Source organism: Enterococcus sp. 10F3_DIV0382 (assembly GCF_002140245.1).
GTDB lineage: Bacteria > Bacillota > Bacilli > Lactobacillales > Enterococcaceae > Enterococcus_B > Enterococcus_B lactis.
In genome coordinates, this window is record NZ_NGMF01000005.1 from 1 (window position 1) to 566 (window position 566).

General features: G+C 32.0%; 1 protein-coding gene. It reads left to right on the forward strand.

Features of this window, described 5'->3' with window-relative positions:
- The coding region (locus A5849_RS14540) for a ParA family protein (protein ID WP_086310210.1) at positions 1–500 on the forward strand (500 nt) is incomplete at its 5' end.
- Positions 501–566 lie beyond the last annotated feature (66 nt).

A 566-nucleotide genomic window follows, 5' to 3' on the forward strand; every position in this document is an offset into this window, starting at 1 on the left:
GCTCATGGACGTTTGAAAATGAAAGTAAATTACTAGCTACTCTGTTGGAACCTTTAAAAAGTGACTATGATCTCATTATTATTGATACTGTACCAACGCCAAGCGTTTATACAAATAATGCAATCGTGGCGAGTGATTACGTTATGATCCCTTTACAAGCAGAAGAAGAAAGTACAAACAACATTCAAAACTATATTTCCTATTTGATTGATTTACAAGAACAATTTAACCCTGGACTAGATATGATCGGTTTTGTTCCTTATTTAGTTGATACGGACAGCGCAACGATAAAATCAAACCTGGAAGAACTGTACAAGCAACATAAAGAAGATAACTTGGTTTTCCAAAATATTATCAAGCGAAGTAATAAAGTAAGTACCTGGTCTAAAAACGGAATTACAGAACACAAAGGCTATGACAAAAAAGTTTTATCCATGTATGAGAACGTATTTTTTGAAATGCTTGAACGAATTATTCAATTAGAAAACGAAAAAGAATAGAATCACAAATCACAAGTGATTAATCACAAATCACTTGTGATTTGTGATTGTTGATGATAAAATAAG